Consider the following 18,465-nt stretch of genomic DNA (forward strand, 5'->3'; position numbering starts at 1 on the left):
AATCATAAAATGAGTAAGCAAAATTCTAAGTTAACTACTGATACAATCCTTTGTGGACATTGTGGAAACAAAACTTTAATGAAGATTATCTCTGAGGGCAAATCTAGTAGGAAAATGAATATAGTTTATGATTTTGAAGAATTGACTATTCGTATTCTGCTATGTCCTAATTGCGAAGAATTTAACATAATTCAAAATCATAAGTATAAGGAGATATTTTCAAATTCAGATAAGGCGGTCACTATAACAAATTTTTTATACCCATTACCTAAGGAATTTGCCGATTCTTCTCCGGAAGCGCAGGGCATTAGAGACACATATAGAGAAGCTGTAGTTTGTTTTAAAGCAGATTTATTGTCAGCAAGTGTAGTTATGTGCAGGAAGACAATAGAGCTGTTGTGTACTTATTTTGTGTCGATAGAAAATTTTTCGTTAATGCAAAAAATTGAGAAGATGAAAAATGATGAAGTAATAGATAAAAAGTTATATCATTGGGCTACAGTTTTGAGGATTTTTGGTAATCAAGCAGTACATACAGACACGAAATTTATTAAAGAAGATGTTCAAGATATTTTAGATTTTACCTATGCATTAGTTGAGTATTGTATCGATTTTGACTATAAGTTCAACGAATTTATGAAGCGTCAAGGTACAATGCTTCCACCGCCTTCTCCTCAAGATGAAATTACAAATGAACAGATCGAAACATTGATAAAAGCGTTGAATGATAGTGATGAGTCTGTGCGTTACTATGCAGCTACAACTTTAGCGAAAAGGGGTATAAATATTGAAACCGTATTACCTGTCTTGCTAAGGCTGCTAGAAAATAGCAAATTTATCCCAAATGTCCAAACTTGCCTTAAAAAAATAGGATTGAAGGCAGTTGCAGAAGTAATTAATGTACTTGAAAGTCATTCCAATAAGACTGTGCGTGCTGCGGCTGCCACTATTTTAGGAGATATGGGTTTAGAAAATCAAGACATAGCCAATGCTTTATTTAAAGCTCTTAAAAGCAACAAGGAAAATGAATCTCAAGGAGACGTTCCACTTAAAGCTGCTTTGGCTTTAGAAAAATTAGGATACGGAGCTATTTCTACTTTTGTTGATATGTATGATGAGAATTCCAGCTCTCCTACTGGAGCTACATCTTAACTTAAGATTCCTAATCAGAAAACTTTATTAGAGAAAAAGCAGGATGGACGTTGTAAACAAACTCTGGGGGTTCTGTAATACCCTGCGCCATGACGGGATTGATTATGGCGACTATATCGAGCAACTGACTTATCTGCTATTCCTCAAGATGGCGGATGAGAAGGGTATCGATGTTCCAGAGGGGTGTGAGTGGGAGAGTTTAAAGAAGCGCTCTGGCAATGATTTAACCGATCATTATCAGGATGTACTCCGCCAACTACGGGAAGCACCTGGAATTTTAGGCGATATTTTCGCTCAGTCCATGCCTCGTTTCAATAATCCCGTCAATCTCAAACGGGTAATCGCGATGATTGACGAGCAGGAGTGGACTTCTCTGGATGTCGATGTCAAGGCGGCGGCGTTTGAGGGGTTATTGGAAAAAGCTGCCAGTGAAGGTAAGAAGGGAGCAGGGCAATACTTCACGCCTAGAGTGCTGATTAAATCGATTGTCCGGGTGATGAAGCCTAATCCATTAGTGTCGCCTCATTTCAAGATTTGCGATCCAGCTTGCGGGACAGGTGGATTCTTGGTGTGTGCCTATCAGTGGTTGTTGGACATCACTGGCGGGGTATTTGACCGCAAGGACATTAAGCGGATTAAAACCCAAACCTATTATGGTGAGGATTTAGTCCCGCGTCCTCGCAGACTGGCACTGATGAATCTATTTTTGCAAGGACTGGAACCCAAGATTTATTTGGGGGATGCGATTTATGAGGCTGATTCGGGCGATCGCTATGACTGCATTCTGACTAATCCCCCGTTTGGCACGAAGGGAGCAAACCAGGCACCGGATCGGGATGATTTCACAATTGAGACGAGTAACAAGCAGTTGAACTTTGTCCAGCACGTTATGACTATCCTCAAGCCTGGGGGGAGGGCGGCGATGGTGTTGCCGGATAATTGCTTATTTGAGGATAAGGCGGGGGAAGTGTTCAAAATCGTGATGCAGGATTGCAATGTCCACACGGTTTTGAGGTTACCTAGAGGTACATTTACTCCTTATTCGCAAGGGGTAAAAGCAAATGTGGTGTTTTTCCAGAAGGGTTTGCCTACGGAAAATGTCTGGATTTTTGATGCCCGTTCTAATGTACCTGGTATCACTAAAAAGGAACGTCCTCTAACGTCTCAGCATTTTGCCGAGTTTGAGCAGTGCTATGGGAATGAGCCTGATGGAAATAGTCCCAGAAAAGATTTAGGTATTGAGGGGCGGTTTAGATGTTTCAGTATTAGTGAAATTCAGCAACGCGATTATAAACTTGATATTACTTGGCTGAAAGATGAAAGTTTAGAAGATGCTGATAGTTTACCAGAGCCGCAAGATTTAGCGAGTGAGGCGATTACTGAGTTGGAAGCAGTGGTGGATGACTTGAAAGATATCCTCCAGTTAATTGAGGTAAACGGGGAGGATGAATTATGAGTGAATTATCCAAAGGATGGACAATAGCTCAATTAGGCGATTTAGCAAACTATATTAATGGTCGTGCATTTAAACCAAGTGAATGGAAGGATAAGGGTATTCCTATTGTTCGGATTCAAAATCTTAATAACTCCAGTACAAGTTTTAATTATAGTGATGTAGAACACGAGGGAAAATATCTAATCAAAGATGGCGATCTTTTAATTTCATGGTCAGCGTCATTAGGTGTATTTATCTGGAACCGTGGTGAGGCATGGCTGAACCAACACATATTTAAAGTTGAACCAAATGAAGGAGTTGTTACTAAAACTTTTCTTTATTACGTAGCTAAAATGGCTATTAGTGAGCTTTATGAAAAAACTCATGGAACTGGAATGGTTCATGTGACTAAACCAGTTTTTGAGTCGCACCAAGTTCCTATACCTCCCGTCAACGAACAACGCCGCATTGTAGCCAAGCTGGAAAAGCTGCTGGCTAAAGTTGATTCCTGCAAAGAACGGCTAGACAAAATTCCCCTCATCCTCAAGCGTTTCCGTCAATCTGTCTTGGCTGCTGCTTGTTCCGGTCGCCTCACCGCTGATGGGCGAGAAAATAATCCCGATGTAGAACCTGCTTCAGAACTTTTAAAGCGGATTCACATAGAACGCCGCCGCCGTTGGGAAGAATCAGAATTAGAGACAATATCAGCTAACGGCAAAATACCAAAGGATGACAAATGGAAATCCAGATATAAAGAGCCTGAACCTGTTAACGTTGAAAATTTACCAGAAATACCTAATAGCTGGCATTGGACGAATCTTCAATCAATAGCAGTTGTCAAAGACCCTAATCCCAGTCATCGCTATCCAAGCTATGAGGATGGAACTGTACCGCTTCTTTCAACTCGTGAATTCCGAGGGCTGAACGATTGGCAGACAGAATTATCTCCCTTAGTTTCAGAAGAAGTTTACCAGTTTCAAAATAGAATATGCGAATTTTCACCCAATGATATTATCTTTGCCAGAAAAGGAAAATTAGGTTTAGCACGTCGCCCTCCCAAGCTTCCTAAATATACATTTAGTCATACAATTTTTATCATCAAGTGCTTTGAAGGAATCTGTTCAGATTCAATACTTTGGTATCTTCGCCAAGATAAAGCGGTTGAATGGCTATTAAGAGAGATGAATTCAAATACTGGCGTACCAACATTGGGAAAAGCGATAACTGAGCAATTGCCTATCCCCTTAGCTCCCATAGCCGAACAACAAGAAATTGTTAACCGAATTGAAACCCTCTTCAAACTTGCCGACCAAATCGAACAACGCTACCAAAAAGCCAGAGCCTACGTTGAGCAACTTACCCAATCGATCCTCGCCAAAGCCTTCCGGGGTGAGCTGGTTCCCCAAGACCCCAACGATGAGCCAGCATCCGTCTTGTTAGAGCGAATTCGCGCAGAACGGGCAAAACGAGAAGCCGAAGCCAAAGCCGCTAAGAAATCCACAGGCAAAAAAGGTGGGCGACGCGGCAGGAAGGCGAAACAGCAAGACTCAGAGCCAATCCAGCTAGAGTTGCCCGTGTTGGAGTAGTACCATCAGCTCAAGGCAGTCCCATATCTTCTTCCCACGTTTCCGGAACTGTATGGAGTTTAGGTGGATCTAATGAGTTGAGGTAAGGGTGCGATGCGAGTCAAAAGCTACTCCGCCTGTATCAATACCCGATGTCCCCGTATCCGAAGCATCGTGACACGACATTAGCCAAGTTTATTCCACTGGCGACGGAGAATGGCTCCACGATAGTCTTCGAGATAACTCAGCGCTGCACGATTGGTATCAATCACCTGTTCAAAATCTCTCCCTTTATCGCGAATACCGGCTGCATGAAGTGTTGTCAGGAGCTGTTCAGCCGAATCTAGCAAATCCCTATGAAATTGTACTGAATCGTCAAATGAACCTTGTCTAGCTGCAAGAACCTGGGTTCTCAAAGCCTGCAAGTAGTGACGGAAAGATTCTCGTTCTCTAAATCCAGTGGAGGTAGGCTGAGATCCACTGAAAAGAATCCTCGCTTCCTGATTTTCCAAGTCTGGTAGCGGCTGCACTTGTGTCAACATTCCTCGCATTGCTGCCAAATCCAGAGTGGAAATCTTGAATTCTGATAGAGCTTGTGGGCAGTAATACCAAGTGGTGCGTCTTGATTCCTCAGATTCTTGCTCGTCAAACTTGCCAGTTGTGAAGGAGCGTACATTCAACCATGTACCGGAAGCAATTGCATTTGCAGAAGTACAACCTGCAAGCAGCATTTGATGGCTACAGTAGCCAATAAACACCTTTTTGCCACCCAATCGTAATCCTGCGATTAGGTCAACCACATTTGCTAGCCATGCAGAGTTATCAACTAAATACTGACCGTTGGGCGGTTCACATATCAGATAGATAGTGTTGATATCCCAATTCTTTGCAGACTCAAGTAAATCGTGGATTTGATCAGGGTGTCTGATTACATCAGCACTTAGTACAACCGTAGCAACCAATTCAAACGGATTGTTTTCTAGTGCTTGAGCAGACGCAATTGTAGCACTCTGATACTCCAACCAGTCATCATCAATGGCACTGGCATATAATCCTGGCAAAATGAATGAACTACAACTCAACTGTCGATTTAATGCCAGCAGTTTTGTCAACTGCTGTTTAATTCCTTGCCCTAACCAGAAAGCTAAAGTATTGTATTCCTTATCCCAATAGACATGAGATTGCAGCCGTGAATGATTAGCGTGTGGTAAATAAACTTGAGGATCTAGTAATACCTGCCCATTTAGCCTCTGTACCCTTCTTGCGAAGGTTGGTAGCTGTTTAGGCTCCAGGTCACGAGGACTGAGAATAACAGTTCCACCACCCCATCGCGCAAGCAAATCTTCGCAATGGGACATCATTCCCCATCCCAACTGAAGGTAGAGATCCATCTAGCTGATTCCTTCCTCTCCACAAATCTCTTGCATCCAGGTAAGAGCCTCTTGAATGGACGACAAACGGTGATCTGGTCGTTGGCGCGTCATGGCAGTAACTAAGTGAGGAAATTCACCCTTTTTGTCCACCGTCCTAGAGATTGCAGGCAAAGGATGCGATTCGACTCTACGAAGAATCTCAAGTATATCGCGTGCCTGATCAACGAAGGGATTGACACCCTCTGAACACTCGTATAGCGTCACGCCCAGTGCAAACAAATCTGCACGAGCATCAATCTCAGATTTTCGATTTCTAAACTGTTCGGGGGGAGCATAGCCAGGTGTACAAGGTCCGAAACGTTCTGAGGTCGCAGTTAGAGAAGTCAAATCTAAATGCCTTACTAGACCGAAATCTAAAAGCCATGCATCACCAGAGCAATCAACTATAATGTTCGCTGGCTTTACGTCTCGATGCACGATGCGAACTTTTTCAGCGCCCGCCAGCACTTCAAGTATCTGCCTCCCCAATTTTAAAACTTGATGAAGGTCAAGGCTTCCTCGCTTTTGCAAAATTTGACGCAGCTCCTGACCAGTAATTAGTTCCTCGCGTACCCAAACCACATCCCCTATTGGGGAGTTTTTAATACCAACATCAAAAATTTTTGGAACTCTTGGCGAACTAATACTCTGTACAGCCTGAATGTCACGAACAACCCGCTTAAGGTCGGTCTGTGGGTGGTAAATCTTGAGTACCACTGCTCCATCACTAGCATGAGCGCCTGAAAAAACTTCTTTTTGTCCACCCTTACTCAGCGGGCGGAGGGACAAAATCTCAGGAAATTGCTGTTGTAGCCACGTAAGATCGATCGCCATATTGGTGTGTAAGCCAATTTTACTCTGATAGCGAGGAATTTACTTAAAGCAGGTATGAGACATTCCATCTGACACCGAATTGCCTCCAGCTTAAGTCTCCCCTTGTTATCGCAAGCTCGATAATTTTCTCTTTTCAAGTGTAGCTATTTTGCCAATAATGAGTAATTTGTATTGTTTAAACCAAAATTTTGCCCTTTATTTTAGTACATATGTACTTAGGGCTTGCCAAGTCCACTCATTGAAAAGCCAGGAAGCATAGGATTTTGGGAGCTGTCCTACTTTAGCTGGAAGCTGGGATTGGACTGGTGAACAAGAAGCAGCCAAAAGCCCTACGCCGAAGCTTGTTGCCTGTTGCGTAAGGTCGCTTGTATTGGGTACGTCTGGTAGCAGCAAGTAGGACTCTGACGCGAACCAAGTATTGTGAAAGGCTTGCTGAATCCCTTCCTGCCAATTCTTCATTTTTGCCTCGATTGCAATCAATCGCCCAATCGCGAAGATTTCCTCCAAAGGTTTGGCTTCCCACAGTCCTTCCTTGTAATCAATCAGTTCCGCGTCAATCAAGCGTTGCAACGAGTTCGAGAAATTATTTGGAAAAACTACTTTCAGTTGTGAGCGATCAACTGTCTTCTGAGAAACGATGTAATGAAGGATTCGCAAGTCAAACTTATTTAGACTTGCTCTTTTAGGCGACCATCTCTTTGCAATCTCAGGTGCAAAATAAACAATAATAATGTCAGGAAAACTTGAATCGACGTGAGGCTCCAAAAAAACAATTTTTGCCTGTAATGGTTCAGTTGCCAATATTTGTGATTTCACATATTCATCTACCATGTCAGATTCAGAACCCTTAGTTTTTTTTCTGAGAGATAAGCCGCCAGATTTCAAGGAAGGGAAATTTACAATGTTCTCCGCAGAAACCATAAATTTATTCTCTGTAATAGCCTGAGGTTCGCAATTCTCCTCATTTTTTGAAGTAAAGTTCATATTTTTATTTTGATTGATTATGTAAGCAAGCACGAAATAAATATACAATTTTATTCTATCATAACTGAGTTTAATTTATGTATAATTTAGAGTTCAATATTAACCAAAATGTTTAAAGATTTAACCTAAAGTAGCAACATCAAAAATATCTTTAATTTTGCTGATTTGTCAGTCGTAATAATATCAAGTTTTTCGCTTTCAATTAAAAAAAAATAATACTTTTGCTTATAAGAATCAATAATCACAATAAGGAAATTCTCCTTTTTTAAGCACAAGAAATGCCCGCTCTGACGGTATCAAACTATCAGAGTAATAAGAAAATTTTCTTTGGTATTGACTAGACCAGCGCGGCGGAAGTTTCCTAGCAGCTCCAGTGCTAATGATGGGGAGAGAATTTCACTGGGGGGTAGTTCTGCCGCGCTGGTCTAGTCCCTTTAAGGGATAAGCGTTCACCTTCATACGGGAGAAGATGGCAGCAGCATTCGAGACACCTATCATGAACTGGGACAACGCCCTTCCGTGCTTGACCGTTCATCGGCTCATCTTGGTTGAGTCAGTCAACGCGATCGCTTCTGCCGCTGTCTCCGCTTCAAATCCTCAGCCAGTCGAATATCCACCAGTTCCCCCTCCTCCCACGCTTCACCATCCGGTTTAACTAACCGTTGGGCGAGTTTTTGGAGTTCTGCATCCGAGGGGCGATTTGCTATCGCTCATTAATCCGTTCCGCTGAAACTTTCCGACCATCAAACAGACTCCACCCAGCTAATTCATCTCGCGATCAAGCGATCGCGCCTCAACTCATGATATCCGTTAAATACATAGTCATGATTCGTGAGTTAAAATGCGGTTTACATCGCGCCGGGTAATAGACAGCAATCGCCAGACAACTGAATATAGGATCGACGCACTCAGTAACTTGCCCTTGGAGCCTTTGGAATATTGCAGACGATGGGTTGAGATGTCCTCAGATGAGCGGGGGTATAGAAAAGCCTGCATTACTGCTCTAGCTGAAGCAACGGCGCTGAGTTCTAGGACTATCGGCAATTGGGGACAGAACTTCGAGAGGCGACCCCAGTACGTCCTGCATATCCTACGCATGGCAGATATGCTCAACCAAATCAGAAAAATAATCCTACCTGCTGATTATCCTCAAGAATAATTTAGTCGTGATTCGTGACTAAAACTCTTGTTTTATGACTAGAGATTCCCTAATTTGGATTCAGTAAGCAGTAATTCACTTACCGCGCCTAAGAATGCAGATAGGGAGGAGTTCCTCTTGGAATGGAAATCGGATTGATACCATCCGCCAGTTGCCCCTGGAACCGATGGAATATTGCCGCCGTTGGGTCGCTCAAGAATCGGGTCTGAACTATCGGAAAGTTTGTATTAATGCGATCGCAGAAATTACAGGTGCCAGTCCCAAGACGGTCAAAGACTGGGGAACAAACTTTCAGCGCCGCCCTAAATACGTTACTCGGATCTTACGGCAAGCAGACCTGCTTAACCAATTCAAACAACTGGTTGTAACTGGAATCATCCTCCTACCACCGGACTTCCCCTCGGAGTAAGCGATCGTGACTCGCTACCAACTCGCCTCAAAACCTCTTGTTTCGATTACTAATGGAAATTTATGCTGCTTACAGGCAAGTGAAACTAAATCTAGGAGTATAGACCGATGACAGCAACGAAAAATGGAAAAAACTCCATTTCTGATTTGAGTATTACTAAATACTCAGAAAAAATTTCAGTTTTGAATAACCAGATAAAAATCCACGATCTAGAAATTGTTCTGCCTGATGCTGTACATTATCTACAACAAATTCCGCCTGCTGAATACGAACAGACTTGCCTGAGAGCCTTTGAAATGGGGTTGTTTTGCTTACAAAGAGTCCAAAATCGTACTGAGATTGAATTTGTTAAACGGCAGATGGAGACACTATTAACCGAATTTAATAAAGCGGTTGCAGCAATACCTGAGACCCTTGAGAAAAAGTTAGTCAGTCAAATTGGTGCAGATAATGGTCAAGTATTAGCTCCAATTAAAGCTGAAATTAATTTAACTAAAGCTGTCCTGACAACCCAAGTAGATGCGGTAAGAACTTTACTTGCTCAGGATATTGATCCCTCAAAAAATTCTTCAGTGCTTGGTGCTGCGTTGAATAAGATTCAGAATTTGTTAAATCCTAATCTATCTAACTCAGTGCCTGGAATATTTACCAATGCCTTAAAAAATGTCACAGCCGAAAATGGAACTTTAGCTAAAACAGTTAAAACCGTTGTCCTAGAAGCTATTAAACCACTTGCCGATGAAGTAGATAAGTTGGGTCAAGAAATCCGAGAAAAAGAGGTAGCTCAATCAATTCTTCAACAAACCGTTGCCAAAGGCACCAGCTATGAAGAAACCGTTTTAGTGGAAGCCCAGGCTTGGTCAAAATTTAGCGGAGCTGAAGTTCATTATGTCGCCAAACAAAATCAACCAGGCGATATTCTCATCAAACTTGCTCCTACTTCGGTAGCAGCAACAAAACTATCAATCATCATTGAGGCGCGAAACCGAGAATCAAGACCTTGGGGACGCAAGCAGATTGCCGATCAATTAAATAAAGCAATGGCTAAGCATAAAGCAAATGCTGCAATTTTCCTCAGTTGTTCTCTTAACGGTCTGGCGCAAGAAATAGGTAATTGGGCAATTGGGGAATGTGAATACGGTCTGTGGGTAGCGACTACACACGATCTACTTACTATAGGCATTCAATTTTTAATTGTTCGGCAACAATTAGCGGCTCAACAATCCAATTTGTCTAAGCTTGACTGTCGGGCAATAGAAGCTCAGCTTATGCGGATTCAAACAGCTATGGATTCCATTACTAACATCAACACTCATTTAACACATTTACGCACTCATGCTGATGGGATAAAGACAGAAGCTTTGACATTGAAGGATGAAATTAGGAGCGCGCTCACCTCAATTGAGGATTCCATTCATATTGTTAAGCGTGAAACTTAACTGAAAAATTTTATAGCGGTTACTACATGGGTGAGGTACGCAAAAATCCCCGATTATCAAGCTTTCCAGTTTTGAGGATGTACCTTACATGACCTTGAACCGCTATATTTCTTCATTAGGTAGAATATCTGTATTGTTCTCTCTTTATATAGAGCCGCCTTGCTTAGTTTTATGAGCTTTATCACTATTCAATGTCGCTTAGTCACTGATGAAGAAAACTTTCGCTTACTATGGGAACTGATGGCTGATAAAAACACGCCGCTTATTAACGAATTATTGTCACAGATTCCCAAACATGTTGACTTTGAGAAATGGGTAGAAAAAGGTAAACTACCTGCTGGATTTATCAAAGAACTTTGTAATTTTCTTAAAACTGAAGAACGCTTTGCAGGTCAATCCGGTCGTTTTTATACCTCAGCGATTTCTCTAGTAGATTACATATACAAGTCTTGGCTGGCGCTCCAGCAGCGACAGAAGCACAAACTAGAAGGCAAAGAGCGCTGGCTAAAGATGCTCAAAAGTGACGTAGAGCTGGAACAAGAGAGTAATTGTAGTTTAGATGAGATTCGTAGCAAAGCTGCCGAAATTATTAAGTTTGTGACAACCGAATCGCTTCAAAATAAATCTCAACCAATTAACAAGAAAAAGAGTAATAAGACTAAAAAAGGAAAAGCTAACTTTTCCCGCTCCAAACCGTTCAACGTCTTATTTGAGGCTTACGACAAGACGCAAAACCCTCTTGAGCGCTGCGCCCTTGCCTATCTCCTAAAAAATAACTGTGAGCTTAAAGAAGTTGAGGAAGACCCAGAAAAATTTGCCCAAAGGCGTCGCGCAAAGGAAGTAGAAATTGAACGCCTTAAAGAACAGATGAAAAATCGGATACCCAAAGGTCGAGATTTGACAGGTAAAAAATGGTTAGAAGCATTAGAAATGGCTACCAGTAACGTTCCTAAAAATGAAGATGAAGCTAAAGCATGGCAATCTAGCCTCTTAAGAAAATCAAGCTCTATGCCATTTCCTGTAGCTTATGAAAGCACCGAAGATATAATTTTGTCTAAAAACGACAAACAGCGCATTTTTGTTCGCTTCAATGGTTTAAGTAAGCTTACCTTTGAGGTATACTGCGATTCTCGTCATCTCCACTGGTTCCAACGCTTTGTCCAAGATCAAGAAATTCAACGTAATAGTAAAGACCAATACTCAAGCAGTTTATTTACTCTCAGAAGTGGACGAATTTATTGGCAGGAACGGACAGGCAAAGGAGAGCCGTGGAACGTACATCGTCTGATTCTTTACTGTTCAGTTGACACCCGTCTGTGGACGCTCGAAGGAACTCAACAAGTTGCAGGCGAAAAAGCCGCTCGTGCTGAAAAAAGCGTATCCAATACAAAAGAGAAGGACGACCTCAACGAGGAACAACAAGCTGATTTAACTCGTAAGCAATCAATGCTAGCTCGAATTAACAATCCCTTTCCTCGTCCTAGTAAACCTCTTTATCAGGGTAAACCGTCTATCCTTGTTGGTGTCAGTTTTGGTCGGGACAAGCCAGCAACTGTTGCCGTGGTAGACGCTGACAAGAACAAAGTGTTGGTATATCGCAGTGCTAAACAGTTACTCGGCGACAACTACAAGCTCATCAACCGCCAGCGACACCAACAGCAACGTAACTCCCACGAACGTCATAAAGCTCAAAAACGGGACTCACCAAACTCGTTTAGTGAATCCGAGTTGGGGCAGTATCTGGACAGATTGCTGGCAGATTCGATTGTAGCGATCGCAAAAACTCACAGAGCTGGCAGTATAGTTCTTCCTAAACTCGGCGATATCAGGGAAATAGTACAAAGCGAAATTCAAGCCAGAGCCGAGCAAAAAGTTCCCGGTTACAAGGAAGGTCAAAAGGAATATGCCAAACAGTATCGTGTCAGCGTCCACAGTTGGAGCTACGGTCGATTGATTGGCAGCATTCAATCACAAGTGGCTAAGGCTGGTATTGCTGTTGAAGTCGGTCAACAACCACTTCAGGGTAGCCCACAAGAAAAAGCGCGGGATTTAGCGATCGCTGCCTACCAATGTCGCATTAATGAGGCGCTCTAGGCAAATATTGAACCTTGACAATATAATACAAAAACAATAGCGCCGCAGTTCATGCTCTTAAGAGCAGTTCATGCTCTTAAGAGCCGCTGTACTGTGAACAATCTGGGTTAGTTTGACTACAGTCTTGCTTTCTGACCCTGGTAGCTGCCCGCTTCTGATGCTGCTGTATGTAGAGATTTGTCTATAGACAGGATAGGTGCGCTCCCAGCAATAAGAAGTAATGCTTAATTGCAATAGCCTTTGGCAACAAGGGTGCGGATTTCCGCAGTGGCGGCTACTGAATCACCCCCTTCGTCGGGGGAACCCTCCCAAATTTTTTTTGACGGGTCAAAGTGGGGTCAAAATCCTGGCAATGCCGTCAAACGGTCAAAACTCCTGTCCAGTCTTGGTTTTAGACTTTCATATCAGTCAACTTTCTCCTTGGGAAAGAGCTGAAATGAGTAATTTAAAATCAGCCGACAAAAATGTATTTGTCAGCTTGTGTGGGCAAGGGTTTCAGCGGGCGCGGTTTCATCAGCCTTCCCGCCTTGGGTGAGTTGAAAGTAGACCCGGAACAGGTTTCAACTCTTCTTGATGAACGTTTCATCAGCCTTCCCGCCTTGGGTGAGTTGAAAGTTGATAATTGTGCCGTCTGGCTTGGCAGTAATCTTGCGGTTTCATCAGCCTTCCCGCCTTGGGTGAGTTGAAAGTTACCGATAGCCTTCCTTCTGATTCGTGCTGCGATCGGTTTCATCAGCCTTCCCGCCTTGGGTGAGTTGAAAGACGATGCAACATTGATACTAGAAGCCGAAAGACCGTGTTTCATCAGCCTTCCCGCCTTGGGTGGGTTGAAAGTGCCAGTAAACTCTTCAATACTCCCTCAGATGAGTTAAAGACGTTACTTGTTTCATCAGCCTTCCCGCTTTGGGTGGGTTGAAAGTGCCAGTAAACCAACGTGGGGAGAAACAAGAGTCGAGTTTCATCAGCCTTCCCGCCTTGGCAAGAGTCGAGTTTCATCAGCCTTCCCGCCTTGGGTGGGTTGAAAGAACGCCTGCATCGTCAGTCTCAAGACTTCCATAACAAAGTTTCATCAGCCTTCCCGCCTTGGGTGGGTTGAAAGTAAGAGTTTAAGCCCGTCCAACAGGGCTAACTTAGTGTTTCATCAGCCTTCCCGCCTTGGATGGGTTGAAAGTTACCCCTTACCTCGCAAGTGGAGTAAGCGATCGCAAGTTTTATCAGCCTTCCCGCCTTGGGTGGGTTGAAAGCCGCGTTGCAAGACGACATCGCCGTCCATCGGGTGTTTCATCAACCCTCCCGCCTTGGGCTGGGTTGAAATGTTATAGAGCTGCGTCAGCAATTTCAATAATAATAGTTGTAGATAGTGTCACTAATTTAAGGGAGGGTTGAAAGGAGCGCCTGCTTTGTAATTAAATTCGCTCGACGACATTAATTTGTTAACGGTTGTCGGCACTAATTTAAGGACACGAATTTGTTAAAAACGACGTTGAGCGACATTAATCTGTTAATGACGACATTAATCTGTTAACGACGACAAATAATGTGTTAATTGACAAAATAAATGGAGGTTAGCGGACTCGAACCGCTGACATCCTGCTTGCAAAGCAGGCGCTCTACCAACTGAGCTAAACCCCCAAACTTGAAGTCGGAACTTCAGACACTTTTGTTATATTAGCTCATCTGCTTCCATTAGGGAAGGGGGTAGAGGAAGAAATATTTAGATGCATATCATCACAGAAGCTTACTCTGTTAGGTTAGGTGATGAACCAGCGTAAAACATTTTTACTCATTGCTGTTGAGTGGGGAAATGACCCAAGTTGTTGTAGCTTTCTATAAATTTGTCAAGTTGCCAGATTTTGCCGATAAGCAAGACCCCTTATTGTCGCACTGCAAAAGACAGGGTATTAGAGGGACAATTCTGCTGGCAGCAGAAGGTATTAACGGGACGATCGCGGGTTCTCGTGAAGCAATCGACTCAGTTTTATCATTTTTACGCTCCGATCCGCGCCTAGTTGACTTGGAGCATAAAGAGTCTTATGCCGATTCTCCGCCGTTTGACCGGATGAAGGTGCGGTTGAAGAAAGAAATTGTCACCTTGGGATTGCCGGAAATCGATCCGAGCGATCGCGTCGGCACTTATGTCAGTCCACAAGCGTGGAATGAACTGATTTCCGATCCAGAGGTGACGATTATTGACACCCGCAACGATTATGAGGTAACGATTGGCACCTTCAAACGAGCGCAAAATCCCAAAACCGCCTCATTCCGGCAGTTTCCCACCTATGTTCGCAATAACCTCGACCCCAGCAAACATAAAAAGGTCGCTTTATTCTGCACTGGCGGGATTCGCTGCGAAAAAGCGACATCGTTTATGATGGCTCAAGGGTTCCAAGAGGTTTATCACCTCAAAGGCGGCATTCTCAAGTATTTAGAGGAAGTTCCCCCAGAAGACAGTCTCTGGCAAGGGGAATGCTTTGTCTTCGATCAACGGGTTGCTGTACGCGAGGGTTTGGAGATAGGAACGCATGAAATGTGCCCTCGTTGCGGTCATCCTATCTCCGAAGCGGATCAAACTTCGCCTGATTATCAGCAAGGGATTTGCTGTCCCTACTGTTGCGATCGCTTCACCCAGGAAAAATAGGTAGCACCGTAACAAAGGTGGCGACAAATTAATTTGGGCAGATTCTCAGGATACGCGATCGCAGTGCAAAGCTTACCTTGCAAGCGGCTGTGTTTTCCTTGTTGCGACATCAGCTTGGAGTGCTAAGTCTGTTCGCCCTATCCTGGTGGGTATAAGAGCGATATAAGCGCGATCGCTTCCATGCATTGCAGACATGGATAAATAGCGATCGCGCTTATCCTTGCACAAGAGAAGATGGGCGATTCCCTGCGGGATAGCTTTGCTTCACGGAAATTTTACTTAGGCGGATAATTTCCGTACATAATTGAATATTTTAGAAGTTTTAATGAAGTTTGATTTGCCGTCCTTGACGGTTTCACAAATAGTAGCTTTCAATATAGTTAACTCGTGTTGGATGTTACAAGGCTAGAGTGAAATTGCCCAGTATTTCCAGGGAATGAAAGAGGCGTTCGCGCCTCTTTCATTTAAGCTGCATTGTATAGATACTGGTTATACATATTAATTGTCTTGAGTTTTTTACTTAGCGAATAAATGTTTAAAATTAATATCCAGGAAATAGAAGCTGTAAGTTCTAGGTTCCAAGAAACAGCCTCAGAGATTGTTTCAAATACTCAAGGTGCAGTATCAGAGGCAATCTCAACAACCCAAGAGGCTACAGATAGTGCAATTCAAGAGGTTTTCAACTCAGTCACTTCCATAGCTTCTACGTTTCAAAAAACAGCATCAGAGATTGTTTCAAATACTCAAAATGCAGTATCAGAGGCGATCTCAACAACCCAAGAAGCTGCGAGTAATTTAATTATTGAGGCTCAACAAACTTCTAGCGCCGTTACTGGCGCTGCAACAATTGCTGCACAAGAGGCATTCAAAGTTGCTCATAATATTAAATTTGAGAACTTACCTCACAACTTACAACTGAAATTTCACCGAGCTGGGGTACGCGAAGGCATTCGTAATGTTCAAGAAGCTGCCAAGGTGTATGAGACGATTCCAGCACAAATTCGCGCTCAAGGATATGAGGCGATTCGCGAGTTTTGCAGTGATAAGGATTGGAGCCATATAAAAGCACACGTTAACGGTGGAGGAAAAGAAGCTTCAAACGGCATCTTCGAGAACTTCCGAATCAACCGATCTCGTGGTGGAGTTGATATGACTCCTGAAGAACTTGCAGCAGCACGTAAAGTCCTTGGCGATGCAGCTTTTAAAGCAAGTTTAGAGCAAATAATTGGAGCCGTTGTTCAAGGTGCTTTGGTAGCAGCGGTGATTGAGCTTGTCTTCTCAACTTTAGAAAATTCACTGTCCTTTGCTGAAGGAAAAATTACGCAAGATGAGCTAATTCGTAACGTTGCAGTTGCAACAGCAAAAGCTGGATTAGCTGGTGGTGTAGTTACAGCTATTTTGATGGTCATCTGTATGATTTTTCCACCAATTGCGGCTCTACTTGGTTACGCTGCTATTCCTCTTGCAGTGATTGGTATCGGCTTCATGTGCGTTCGCGCCTGGGAAATTTTCATCCGTGCGGATAAGCTCTTTGGCATTACTGAAGAACTGGAAAAATTTATACAAAACATTGAGCAATCAGTCTTAAATTTTGACGCGATGTGAGAAGCGATCGCTCTTTGTTAAACTCAGTTTATACGCACTCAGCTCCTATCAAAAAAGCTCCACCTTTGAATGAACGGTGAGAGCGATCGCGCTTATCGTTGCAGAGGACGGAAGATGCGATCGCGGCGAGTGACTAAATGAAGCGCTAAGTTAGAGTGGGGTAATAATGAAGCTGATGGGTTCAGACTAAATGGCGAATGAGGAGCATCTTGAGATACTTAAGCAGGGAGCAGAAGTTTGGAATCGCTGGAGGAAAGAGAACCCTAATGTAAGCCCCGACCTTGGCTATGTTAGCTTCAGTGATATTAATTTAGATGGATTTGACCTCAGCAAAACATGTCTTTGGTATTCTTCTTTTGGTGGTTCGTCACTTAGGGGAACCTTACTTACTTGGTCTTTTTTACAAAATAGTTACCTTCTTGGAATTGATTTAACTGGAGCTGACCTCCGTAGAGCATCTCTTCATGAAGCCAATCTTACTCTAGCTTGCCTTTATAGGGCAGACCTTAGAGGAGCATTTCTTAATCAAACTGATTTAAGTAGCGCAGACCTTAGAGAAGCTAATCTCTACCAAGCCCAAATTTGTAAGACACATCTTATTGCGACTAATCTTGAGGGGGCTAACCTGAGCGAAGCATTTTTAGCTTATAGTCATGGCTTAGCTGCAAATTTTAAGAGAGCTATATTAACTGGAGCTTGTATTGAAGCTTTAAACACTGATGACCGCACTAACTTTGATGACGTAATTTGCGACTACGTTTATTTACGATATGACCAGCAAGAACGCCGCCCCCATAGCGGAAACTTTAAGCCTGGAGAGTTCACAAAATTATTCCAAAAGGCTAGAGTAACTGTTGACCTGATATTCCGTCACGGTATTGATTGGCAAGCATTCCTTGTTTCGTTTCAGCAATTACAGGTTGAAGCGGGTGATAAGGTTTTATCCATTCAAGCTATTGAGGACAAGAATGATGGTGCTTTCATTATTCGTGTTAGTGTTCCTCCTGAGCTAGACAAGGCAGAAATTGAGAACTTTTTCAAGCAGAAGTATCAACTTGCACTCAAAAACAAAGATGAACAATATCGAAAGTATCTGCGAGAACGGCTAAATGATAAAGATAGCGTGATAAATTGCTATAATGAACAGATAAAATTGATGCGTAAAGAAAACACAAATTTACAAGAAGTTTTTAAAATAATGGCTGAGAAAGAAAATTCTAAGATTAACAATACTTTCTATATCTCTGGTTCTCCAGGCAGTATTGCTAATCAAGGTAATTTAGGCAGTTCTGGGAATCAAAACTCTATTGGTAATACGGCTGGTGATGTTAAAGGCAACCAGGAAAGCATTCAAAACAATTACAACTATACTTTTGAACAAAAGCAAATATTAGCTGAGGCAGAGGCAGAGATTCAAGAACTCCTGAAGCAACAACGAACTCAGGGATATAGCCCAGAAGCTGCTCAACAGAAAGTCGCTAGTGATTTAGCAATCAAAGCCAATAATGATCCAGCCGTCAAGAGCAAGCTAGAGAAGTGGGGTCAGTATCTAGGTGATGCTGCTGTTAATGGTCTGATAGGTGAAGCAGTAGTGACTGTGGTGAAGTCAGCTTTGCAATTTTTAGGTTTACCAATTCCATAAGGTAAGGTGATCGCGTTGAGCATTCCTGAACAGGAGAAGCGCGATCGCTCTTAGCGTTTCTGAAGATCGGCAACTCAGCTAGCCTTGTTGTTAATTG

At 42.9% G+C, this 18,465-nt stretch carries 17 protein-coding genes and 1 tRNA gene; 11 read left to right on the forward strand and 7 right to left on the reverse strand.

Going from position 1 to position 18,465, the window contains the following annotated elements; all coding sequences use genetic code 11:
• The first annotated feature begins 9 nt into the window (after positions 1–9).
• The 3 genes from NDA03_RS06075 to NDA03_RS06085 are packed head-to-tail and all read left to right on the forward strand — an operon-like array spanning position 10 to position 4,173.
• Positions 10–1,152 (forward strand): DUF4145 domain-containing protein, encoded by a 1,143-nt coding sequence (locus tag NDA03_RS06075; RefSeq protein ID WP_348237576.1) that lies wholly within the window; start codon positions 10–12, stop codon positions 1,150–1,152.
• 43 nt (positions 1,153–1,195) lie between these two features.
• Positions 1,196–2,608 (forward strand): class I SAM-dependent DNA methyltransferase, encoded by a 1,413-nt coding sequence (locus NDA03_RS06080; RefSeq protein ID WP_348237577.1) that lies wholly within the window; start codon positions 1,196–1,198, stop codon positions 2,606–2,608.
• Complete coding sequence (locus tag NDA03_RS06085; RefSeq protein ID WP_348237578.1) at positions 2,605–4,173, forward strand: restriction endonuclease subunit S; 1,569 nt, start codon at positions 2,605–2,607, stop codon at positions 4,171–4,173. Before NDA03_RS06080 ends, NDA03_RS06085 begins: the two co-directional genes overlap by 4 nt.
• Before the next feature lie 164 nt (positions 4,174–4,337).
• Here the strand turns inward: NDA03_RS06085 and NDA03_RS06090 are convergent, their stop codons facing one another.
• From NDA03_RS06090 to NDA03_RS06100, 3 genes are all read right to left on the reverse strand, one after another.
• Positions 4,338–5,543: a hypothetical protein gene (locus NDA03_RS06090; protein WP_348237579.1), complete on the reverse strand. Its 1,206-nt coding sequence runs from the start codon at positions 5,541–5,543 to the stop codon at positions 4,338–4,340.
• On the reverse strand, positions 5,544–6,398 hold the full coding sequence (locus NDA03_RS06095; RefSeq protein ID WP_348237580.1) for a serine/threonine-protein kinase: 855 nt from the start codon (positions 6,396–6,398) through the stop codon (positions 5,544–5,546).
• Positions 6,399–6,593: 195 nt separating this feature from the next.
• Positions 6,594–7,382 carry a hypothetical protein gene (locus NDA03_RS06100; protein ID WP_348237581.1) on the reverse strand — a complete coding sequence of 263 codons (789 nt, stop codon included), beginning with the start codon at positions 7,380–7,382 and terminating at the stop codon, positions 6,594–6,596.
• Positions 7,383–7,851: 469 nt separating this feature from the next.
• On the opposite strand from NDA03_RS06100, the gene NDA03_RS06105 reads away from it, so the two are divergent.
• From NDA03_RS06105 to cas12k, 5 genes are all read left to right on the forward strand, one after another.
• Entirely contained in the window at positions 7,852–8,037 is a 186-nt protein-coding gene (locus tag NDA03_RS06105; protein WP_348237583.1) for a hypothetical protein, read from the forward strand.
• A gap of 186 nt (positions 8,038–8,223) precedes the next feature.
• Positions 8,224–8,541 (forward strand): hypothetical protein, encoded by a 318-nt coding sequence (locus NDA03_RS06110; RefSeq protein WP_348237584.1) that lies wholly within the window; start codon positions 8,224–8,226, stop codon positions 8,539–8,541.
• Between the two features lie 94 nt (positions 8,542–8,635).
• Positions 8,636–8,950: a hypothetical protein gene (locus tag NDA03_RS06115; protein ID WP_348237585.1), complete on the forward strand. Its 315-nt coding sequence runs from the start codon at positions 8,636–8,638 to the stop codon at positions 8,948–8,950.
• A gap of 107 nt (positions 8,951–9,057) precedes the next feature.
• Positions 9,058–10,389 carry a hypothetical protein gene (locus tag NDA03_RS06120; protein WP_348237586.1) on the forward strand — a complete coding sequence of 444 codons (1,332 nt, stop codon included), beginning with the start codon at positions 9,058–9,060 and terminating at the stop codon, positions 10,387–10,389.
• Between the two features lie 171 nt (positions 10,390–10,560).
• Positions 10,561–12,483 carry a type V CRISPR-associated protein Cas12k gene (gene cas12k / locus NDA03_RS06125; protein ID WP_348237587.1) on the forward strand — a complete coding sequence of 641 codons (1,923 nt, stop codon included), beginning with the start codon at positions 10,561–10,563 and terminating at the stop codon, positions 12,481–12,483.
• A 451-nt stretch (positions 12,484–12,934) separates the two neighbouring features.
• Here the strand turns inward: cas12k and NDA03_RS06130 are convergent, their stop codons facing one another.
• The 4 genes from NDA03_RS06130 to NDA03_RS06145 form a co-directional block, all read right to left on the reverse strand.
• The gene (locus tag NDA03_RS06130; protein ID WP_348237588.1) at positions 12,935–13,288 is read right to left on the reverse strand and encodes a hypothetical protein; all 354 of its coding nucleotides are present in this window, start codon (positions 13,286–13,288) and stop codon (positions 12,935–12,937) included.
• The gene (locus tag NDA03_RS06135; protein ID WP_348237589.1) at positions 13,288–13,479 is read right to left on the reverse strand and encodes a hypothetical protein; all 192 of its coding nucleotides are present in this window, start codon (positions 13,477–13,479) and stop codon (positions 13,288–13,290) included. Before NDA03_RS06135 ends, NDA03_RS06130 begins: the two co-directional genes overlap by 1 nt.
• Before the next feature lie 175 nt (positions 13,480–13,654).
• Positions 13,655–13,825 carry a hypothetical protein gene (locus NDA03_RS06140; protein ID WP_348237590.1) on the reverse strand — a complete coding sequence of 57 codons (171 nt, stop codon included), beginning with the start codon at positions 13,823–13,825 and terminating at the stop codon, positions 13,655–13,657.
• Positions 13,826–14,042: 217 nt separating this feature from the next.
• Positions 14,043–14,115: transfer RNA gene (locus NDA03_RS06145), tRNA-Ala, on the reverse strand.
• Between the two features lie 172 nt (positions 14,116–14,287).
• Here NDA03_RS06145 and NDA03_RS06150 point away from each other — a divergent pair.
• The 3 genes from NDA03_RS06150 (at position 14,288) to NDA03_RS06160 (ending at position 18,368) form a co-directional block, all read left to right on the forward strand.
• Positions 14,288–15,121, forward strand: coding sequence for a rhodanese-related sulfurtransferase (locus tag NDA03_RS06150; protein ID WP_190428144.1), 834 nt, complete (start codon positions 14,288–14,290; stop codon positions 15,119–15,121).
• 531 nt (positions 15,122–15,652) lie between these two features.
• Positions 15,653–16,726, forward strand: a complete 1,074-nt coding sequence (locus NDA03_RS06155) for a hypothetical protein (protein ID WP_348237592.1) — start codon at positions 15,653–15,655, stop codon at positions 16,724–16,726.
• Between the two features lie 190 nt (positions 16,727–16,916).
• A complete protein-coding gene (locus tag NDA03_RS06160) occupies positions 16,917–18,368 on the forward strand; it encodes a pentapeptide repeat-containing protein (protein ID WP_348237593.1) in 1,452 nt (483 codons plus the stop codon).
• Positions 18,369–18,465: the final 97 nt, after the last annotated feature.

Origin of the sequence: Trichocoleus sp. Lan, from assembly GCF_039961855.1 — a bacterium.
Classification (GTDB): Bacteria; Cyanobacteriota; Cyanobacteriia; order Cyanobacteriales; family FACHB-T130; genus FACHB-T130.

Bases quoted from the DNA above. Each gene is read 5' to 3' on its own strand.
- NDA03_RS06155 (WP_348237592.1), top strand. From the start codon at position 15,653: ATGTTTAAAATTAATATCCAGGAAATAGAAGCTGTAAGTTCTAGGTTC.
- NDA03_RS06100 (WP_348237581.1), bottom strand. From the start codon at position 7,382: ATGAACTTTACTTCAAAAAATGAGGAGAATTGCGAACCTCAGGCTATT.
- NDA03_RS06115 (WP_348237585.1), top strand. From the start codon at position 8,636: ATGCAGATAGGGAGGAGTTCCTCTTGGAATGGAAATCGGATTGATACC.
- NDA03_RS06095 (WP_348237580.1), bottom strand. From the start codon at position 6,398: ATGGCGATCGATCTTACGTGGCTACAACAGCAATTTCCTGAGATTTTG.
- NDA03_RS06160 (WP_348237593.1), top strand. From the start codon at position 16,917: ATGGCGAATGAGGAGCATCTTGAGATACTTAAGCAGGGAGCAGAAGTT.
- NDA03_RS06105 (WP_348237583.1), top strand. From the start codon at position 7,852: ATGGCAGCAGCATTCGAGACACCTATCATGAACTGGGACAACGCCCTT.
- NDA03_RS06110 (WP_348237584.1), top strand. From the start codon at position 8,224: ATGCGGTTTACATCGCGCCGGGTAATAGACAGCAATCGCCAGACAACT.
- NDA03_RS06075 (WP_348237576.1), top strand. From the start codon at position 10: ATGAGTAAGCAAAATTCTAAGTTAACTACTGATACAATCCTTTGTGGA.
- NDA03_RS06130 (WP_348237588.1), bottom strand. From the start codon at position 13,288: ATGAAACACGGTCTTTCGGCTTCTAGTATCAATGTTGCATCGTCTTTC.
- NDA03_RS06120 (WP_348237586.1), top strand. From the start codon at position 9,058: ATGACAGCAACGAAAAATGGAAAAAACTCCATTTCTGATTTGAGTATT.
- NDA03_RS06150 (WP_190428144.1), top strand. From the start codon at position 14,288: ATGACCCAAGTTGTTGTAGCTTTCTATAAATTTGTCAAGTTGCCAGAT.
- cas12k (WP_348237587.1), top strand. From the start codon at position 10,561: ATGAGCTTTATCACTATTCAATGTCGCTTAGTCACTGATGAAGAAAAC.
- NDA03_RS06085 (WP_348237578.1), top strand. From the start codon at position 2,605: ATGAGTGAATTATCCAAAGGATGGACAATAGCTCAATTAGGCGATTTA.
- NDA03_RS06080 (WP_348237577.1), top strand. From the start codon at position 1,196: ATGGACGTTGTAAACAAACTCTGGGGGTTCTGTAATACCCTGCGCCAT.
- NDA03_RS06135 (WP_348237589.1), bottom strand. From the start codon at position 13,479: ATGAAACTCGACTCTTGCCAAGGCGGGAAGGCTGATGAAACTCGACTC.
- NDA03_RS06090 (WP_348237579.1), bottom strand. From the start codon at position 5,543: ATGGATCTCTACCTTCAGTTGGGATGGGGAATGATGTCCCATTGCGAA.